At 46.6% G+C, this 7,156-nt stretch carries 5 protein-coding genes and 1 rRNA gene; 2 read left to right on the top strand and 4 right to left on the bottom strand.

The window, feature by feature from the left end:
* From Q1B11_RS08900 to efp, 4 genes are all read right to left on the bottom strand, one after another.
* Positions 1–66, bottom strand: a 16S ribosomal RNA gene (locus Q1B11_RS08900); the annotation flags it as partial.
* Positions 67–696: 630 nt separating this feature from the next.
* Entirely contained in the window at positions 697–1,686 is a 990-nt protein-coding gene (gene epmA / locus Q1B11_RS08895) for an EF-P lysine aminoacylase EpmA (RefSeq protein WP_299730871.1), read from the bottom strand.
* A 61-nt stretch (positions 1,687–1,747) separates the two neighbouring features.
* Entirely contained in the window at positions 1,748–3,025 is a 1,278-nt protein-coding gene (locus Q1B11_RS08890) for a hypothetical protein (RefSeq protein WP_299730868.1), read from the bottom strand.
* 536 nt (positions 3,026–3,561) lie between these two features.
* Entirely contained in the window at positions 3,562–4,131 is a 570-nt protein-coding gene (gene efp / locus Q1B11_RS08885) for an elongation factor P (protein ID WP_299730865.1), read from the bottom strand.
* Positions 4,132–4,160: 29 nt separating this feature from the next.
* Between efp and epmB the strand changes: the two genes are divergently transcribed.
* On the top strand, positions 4,161–5,204 hold the full coding sequence (epmB, locus tag Q1B11_RS08880) for an EF-P beta-lysylation protein EpmB (protein ID WP_299730862.1): 1,044 nt from the start codon (positions 4,161–4,163) through the stop codon (positions 5,202–5,204).
* Positions 5,205–5,351: 147 nt separating this feature from the next.
* The gene (locus Q1B11_RS08875; protein ID WP_299730859.1) at positions 5,352–7,010 is read left to right on the top strand and encodes a hypothetical protein; all 1,659 of its coding nucleotides are present in this window, start codon (positions 5,352–5,354) and stop codon (positions 7,008–7,010) included.
* Positions 7,011–7,156: the final 146 nt, after the last annotated feature.

Here is a 7,156-nt window from a genome sequence, read left to right as displayed (position 1 = left end):
CTCGACTTGCATGTGTTAGGCCTGCCGCCAGCGTTCAATCTGAGCCATGATCAAACTCTTCAGTTTAAATCGTTTTGCCTCATACCACTCTCTATAAAAAAGAGCGTAATCAGCTGCTCAACATTCTCATGAACGTCACATTTTATTTAACTGTCTGTGAAGACAGCTGAATTAACGAGTGTTCACTTGATTGATCAAGCATTCAAAGTTTTTGAAAGAGACTCTTTATATAAGTACAAATTATACAAATACAAAAAGAAGCTTTCTTAACCGATGCAATCGCACAAGCGCCCACACGAATTGTCTGATATCTTGTTAAAGAACCTGATCAGTGCGTGCCGTGGCGCGTCTTATCTAATCTCCAATCGGCGACTTTCCTCTACAAGAGGGCCGATCAGCGAGGCCGCTATCATACCGAAGCGACTTTCGTTGTCAAGCGATCGTTTTCAGATGCCTTTCAACTCGCTAACGTTGTCGTTCAGACCGTGTCAGCGGAGGCGAATATTACCGCACCTCGTTGATTTGTCAATCGGTTGTTTTCATCGTTTGATTCAAGCAATCGTTTTCAAATCACTCTTCCTGTTAGTGATGAATCCTCATCAGCTCACGTTGGCTTTCTCGCTGGAGATCGTCCGTGGAAGAGGGGCGCATTTTACGCACATTGTCGTTTTTGGCAAGGGGTGTTTTGAAATTAATTTATGCCCGCTGAAAATCAAAAGCCAGAACATCAGCGATGTTATTGGTGCCTAATAAAAGCATCAGTAGTCGATCAATACCGAGCGCCACTCCAGCACAGTCTGGCATTCCATGTTTTAGTGCATCCACCATATGCTGATCATAAGGATAAAGATCATATCCTCTTTGCTGTCTTTTCATACGCTCGTCTTCAAAGCGCTTCTCCTGCTCATCACCATCAGTCAACTCGTGATAGCCATTCGCCAATTCGACTCCGTTAATAAAGAGCTCAAACCTCGAGGAAACAGGTTGCCCTTTTTTATTCAAGCTTTCTTTTGCCAGAGCGGACATCGTTACGGGGTAGTCATAGACAAAGCAACCCTCCAACCCATCTTCACTTATGCCGCCCAGCTCAGGCTCAATAAATTTGGAGAACAATAGATCCAGGCAGTCATTTCGTTCCAACCCCTGAAGTTTTGCGTCAATGCGTTCACCCACCATGCTGCCCAACTCTTCATCAGAAGCCAGATAAGGGTTAATGCCCAGGGCGCTCTCAAACAGCTCCCCGTAACTGACTCGTCTTACCTCTTTATAGTTGCAGATGCTGGATAACAACGATGACATGTCATCCATCAGGGTCTGATCTGTCATCCCCACTCGATACCACTCCAGCATGGTGAACTCCGGGTTATGACGGCCACCAGCTTCACCGTTGCGAAATACACGCCCAAGCGAATAAATATCACCACTGCCAGAGGCCAGCAGTCGCTTCATGGAAAATTCAGGCGAGGTGCGCAAATAACAGAGCTGGTTCTGATCATGACCAATGGGTGTGAATTCGGAGGTAAAGCTATCTATATAAACATCCACTGTTGCACTGCTAGACAGAATAGGCGTTTCGACTTCCATAACACCCTGCCCATCAAAATATGCTCTTATCTTTCGCAAAAGATGCGCTCTTTCACGCAGAGCCATCATCGATCCCGATGGGCGCCAGAGTTGTTCTGTCACAGCGTTTCTCCAATAGTGCGACTAGTCATAATTTTGATACAGGTCGTAGGGTAGCACTCAATCAGCGTTGTTTCAGGCGCGTTTTTTTAATAGAAGAAGCAACGCCTTTTGCGACGACGGCTTCGGCAAAATTATCAGGTAGCTCACGCCAAGGAACAAAAGTAATAGCTGGGATATTGCTTATATTGACGTTCTTTTGTGCTTGTCCATTCATCAATGCATCGAGAGCATTCTGATTCGCTGCACCGTCCCCATGAGGATCAAATAATAAAACGCCTTCAACTTTCTGGCCGTCATTATTCTCGTAATACGCTTCTCTGATCACTGCTACCGCGTGGTTTGAAGGAATCCCACTGGTTACAGCAAACGTCTTATCAATATCTCTTGCTGATTTGCTACCTAGAATTACGGGGACTTTCTGCTGAACATTGGCGCGCACCAGTTCCACCATGTCTGGATCAAGCAGCATCTGAACAGGTTCACTGGAAGGACTCTCAAAGGCTGACGGTACGAAAGGCAAACTCTCCAGTGCATGACGCAAAGTACACCAGTCTAACACTGAAAGATCTTGCGGGATTTGAACCGCTTTTTTCCTTCCCGGTTGCAAACCACTTTTCGACGCTTGAGTAACTGCGTTGATGGCATAGAAGGCCTTTTCGAATGAGGCCACCCATAAACTGCCGTTTTTTGAATAGGAGAATGTCTTCTCGTCTCGTTCGAGAGGGGTTTCAATGCTGACATCACTCTTTGAATCAGGGTGATAAAGAGAAATACACAGTGACTTCTCATTAGCCGTCATGGTGTTTTTAAGAATTTCCACGCTATCTTTATTGGCTAAGTATGCGGCCAGAGAGGCGTTTAAATAACAGGTTTTACGTCTTACATTCTGCCTGATATCAGAGAAAACTGGCTCACCTCTCATAAATATTGCCGCTTCACGCTCCCTATCGCGGTGTTCGGGTAAGACAATGACATTTGGAGTAGTTAGATTATCAGCACCCTCTTTTCCAACCGTCTGCCACTTTGAGTCTTCTACTATGCACCAATCACCTGCAATCGAGCTTTGCCCATTGGCGTCATCAACATAAATGCACGCAAACTCCCCTAAATCAATATCCGAAACAGGACTGGCAATGCTGGTACCAACAGATTGCTTATTGTCGGATCGATCACCCCATCCTGGCAGGGTCAAAGGAGGGACTTTATTAAGTTTTGAGACAACTTTTGAAACTGCCTGTAATGCACGCACTTTTCTATCAAACAGATGATGAAACCCTGATTTTTGCACTTCCCTCGGTATTGCCACCGAAATAGGCCCTTGCTTAAACCGTTCTGCCAACCATGATTTTGCTGCTGATCTCGGCTGAGGCTAGGCGGCGTTATCCCCTCTAATATACGCCTGTGACCCGCCCCCAATTTTTCCTGAGGGACCCATAATTACTCTCCATTCAACGTTGTCATTTCATTGGTACGGATACACAAACTCTCAGACGAGGCTCAACCCAGTTATCAGATAAAAGGTAACAACCTAAGCCGTTAAGGCTTGATAAAGAATATGGCAGAATGAGAGAGGGGTTGAATGGTTAATACCAATTCTGTTTTTAAATTATGGGCTGCGCAGTCATTTTGTGCGACTGGATCTGCGTTGAAGTTCCTCGCCATAGCTACTACCCAAGGGCATAAAGGCTATGACTCGTCGCTTCGCCTTTATGCCCTCGGGTATTGCCCAGTATTACAAAATAACTTGCTCACTCCACAATTTAAAAACGACATTGGTATAATTTGTAGATAGGGACATTGCAATGAGCCACCTTTATTGATGGCTCATTGCAAATCATCGGCTTGCATGAAGGCAAACCGTCTGCAGGGTGCAGCTTACTTCACACGTCCAACGTACTCACCAGTACGCGTATCGATTTTCAGCATTTCACCTTCCACGATGAACAGAGGCACCTTAACAGTAGCACCGGTGCTGAGCTTGGCCGGTTTAGAACCACCCTGGGCAGTGTCACCCTTCAGGCCAGGATCGGTTTCCACCACTTGCAACTCAACGAAGTTCGGAGCGGTGACAGACAGCGGATTACCATTATAAAGAGTGACAGAGTAAACTCCCTGTTCTTTGAGCCAGTCGATGGTGTCGCCAACCGCTTCTTTGGTAGCAGCATGCTGCTCGTAAGAACCATCGGTCATCATGAAATGCCAGAATTCACCGTCGGTGTAGAGGTATTCCATATCGAGGTCCATGACGTCTGCGCCTTCCAGGCTTTCACCGGATTTGAACGTGCGCTCCCAGACTCGACCGGACATCAGGTTACGGAATTTTACCCGGTTAAAGGCCTGACCTTTACCCGGCTTAACAAATTCGTTCTCAATGATTGAGCATGGATCACCCTCAAGCATTACTTTGAGACCTGAACGAAACTCATTGGTACTATAAATAGCCATTGGACCTTACCAGGAGATCAAAAACCCCTATGATAACCCGTTCCGAGCTCGTTGTGCAGATGAGTGAGCAGATCAGTGCACAGACCATTGATGATTTCAGTAGCTGGCAGGAACAACTGGCGAATACGGTCAACTCTCCAGAACAGCTGTTATCGATGATGGGATTGAGTCAGGAATTACTGCCTGCCGCCTTGCAAGCCAGCGACCACTTTGCACTGCGGGTGCCACATTCTTATGTTCACCGGATGGAATACGGTAACCTTGACGACCCTCTGTTAAAGCAGGTTCTTCCTCTTGGCGCCGAGTGTGATGAGGTTGAAGGCTTTGGTTTAGACCCGCTGGCAGAACAAACTCAAAATCCGGTGGATGGCGTTATCCATAAATACCACGGACGGATGTTATTAATTGTGGGGAGCGCCTGTGCGGTGAATTGCCGGTTCTGTTTTCGCCGCCATTTCCCGTACCAGGATAATCGTCTGGATCGCGAAAGCTGGTCAAGGGCAATGGATTACATACGCTCCGACTCAACAATAAAAGAAGTGATTCTCAGTGGTGGCGACCCGCTGGCCACCAGCGATCGTCGACTGCAGAAATTAGCGCTGGAGTTGAACGGCATTCCTCACGTTGAGACCCTGAGAATTCATTCGCGATTACCGGTTGTGATTCCTGAGCGTATAACCGATGAGATGATTGGCTGGTTTACTGGTCACCGGATTAAACCCGTTATGGTTATTCATGCCAATCATGCCAACGAGATTGATGATGCCGTCGCTGACGCAATGAACAAGCTTCGACAGGCGGGCGTAACTCTGTTGAATCAGTCTGTTCTGTTAAGGGGTATCAATGACAGCGTTAGCGCTCTGACTGAGTTGAGTAACGTATTATTTAACGCCGGTGTGCTCCCTTATTATTTGCACGTTTTGGATCCGGTAAAAGGCGCCGCACATTTTGATGTGCCTGATGCAGCTGCAAGAGAACTGATCCAAGGCGTTATGGCGGAATGCCCAGGATACCTCGTTCCAAAGCTGGTTCGTGAAATACCGGGAAAGCCGGGGAAAACCTGGATCAACTAGCTGAATGCGTTAAAACGCCGATACAGGTTCGACAAGGCTGGCATATTATGAACATCAAATTTATTATATAACGTGTTCGCCACAGGATTTCGCAAAAGATAACACCGCTGATCAGGATGTTCAGCCCCATGGATTTGGGATTAAAGAATGGATTCTACAGACTCACTGCGGTTGGAGCTGCCTGCTCGCAACCTCGCTTCGCTGGAATTTTTCTCAGCCAATGCAGACTCTAACGCCAGTAATGTAGAGCATTGGCTTTCCAGCTTATCGGCAACTGACCATTTCAAGAATGGTGAGCGACTGGTTCAAGCGCTGGACAATTTGGTTCGATTAGATTCCGATCCTGATGAGCTATACAAGCTTGTTGAGATGCTGCGAACGCCAGCACTGTCAACCACTACAACTCTTTACCAGCGCCACCTGAAAAGGAACATATTTCTCGACGACAAACAGCAGGCTCGCTTCAACATCTGCCACTTACTTCATCGCGGTCTGGCTACAGCCTATCAAGCCGTTGTCCAATGTTACATCGACAAGAATAATACCGGAGAGCGCTTGGCAACAGCACTCCATCGAGCCATGTCTGACTCAGCTCTCACATACCTTTTCCAGTGCCTGCTCTACCGACCGGCAACTTCGGGGTTATGGCTCCAACTCCACAAGCTCTATCAAATTGCCAAGCAGCATAATTTTTTGCAAACACAGCAAGCAGACCCTTTTGACAGCCAGTCAAAAATCATGTCGACCGAAAACCATTACAAACGGGCGCTTTTGCTATCCCGTACAGACACCAACAAACTCTCTAACCAGCAAATCCAGAAAGTCTGGCAAATCCTCAGCCTGTGGAGTGGACATGGGAAAATTGACCCCAAAAGTGGACTCTCTATTTACTACGCCGCCAACCTAATGCAAGACGATGGCCTGCAATATGCGCTACCAAAACCAGATCAACAGCAAGAGGGTGTCATTGGTCTGGATGTAAGAGTGCTTACTGCACACTTGCAAAAGTTAAAAACTGAAAACAAAGCAACTGAAGCCATGCCCGCAGACCTGATTGACCACCTGCTACTCAGCTGGGGGCATATTCAGAAAAGATCATCCCCACGACAAAAGTCGTTCGAGCAATGCGAAGTTTGCATTGGGTTTACGGGCTTACACTACTTTTTATCCGGCAAACGCCATTTCGACGACATCGTAGCCGTTTACTCAAAAAATACAGGAAAAAGCAACTTCGAAGATGATAACAAAGATGTATGGTCATCAGCCCATGATACCGATTTAACAGAAGATGAACGGGTCGGTAATATTGTTTCGGACAAGGTAGTTGACTTTCAAGCTAACAGCGGTGCCGATGGAAAGCAGCAGACCTCTATGAAAGTCGAAATATCCAACACCAGCAATAAAGGCTTTTGCCTGAAAATCAAAAATAAGCTACCACAACAAATCCATCCCAGCGAACTGATTGGCATCCGTCAAACCTCGGGAACACCCTGGACACTTTATGATGTGCGCTGGCTTGGCGTATTTAATGACAACGAGCTCACCCTTGGTACCGGATTACTGACGTCGGCTGTAGAAGCGGGCGCCATATCCTTAACCCAGAAAGCTCAGGATACTACCCACTTCCAACGATGCCTGATATTACCAGACCCCAATGAACTGTCCTTAATCATGCCAAACCTGGCAGCAAAGGAGGGGCTCAAATTTGATCTAATTCATAATAATCTTCTAAAAAAAGGAAAGTTGGTCAAATGTATCGCCAGCCACGGCATATGGAATCAATATCAAATTCAGCTATTTGGCTAGGAGCCTGACCGAGAATAGGTTGCCCTTATAAAGCATACGCCAGACTCTGAAACATAAGTTTGTCTCTTACACAAAGTAACTACTGATTTAGGTCGATGCGTTTTGAATCCCCATCACGTATGATGTAGATACGTTACGACTTTATC

Origin of the sequence: uncultured Endozoicomonas sp. (genome assembly GCF_947495845.1) — a bacterium.
In the GTDB taxonomy this organism is placed as follows: Bacteria; Pseudomonadota; Gammaproteobacteria; order Pseudomonadales; family Endozoicomonadaceae; genus Endozoicomonas.
This window is presented reverse-complemented; position numbering and strand designations above follow the sequence as displayed.

What these genes read in the sequence shown, in the direction of transcription:
- Q1B11_RS08875 (WP_299730859.1), top strand. Translation starts at nt 5,352, where the DNA reads ATGGATTCTACAGACTCACTGCGGTTGGAGCTGCCTGCTCGCAACCTC.
- efp (WP_299730865.1), bottom strand. Translation starts at nt 4,131, where the DNA reads ATGGCTATTTATAGTACCAATGAGTTTCGTTCAGGTCTCAAAGTAATG.
- epmB (WP_299730862.1), top strand. Translation starts at nt 4,161, where the DNA reads ATGATAACCCGTTCCGAGCTCGTTGTGCAGATGAGTGAGCAGATCAGT.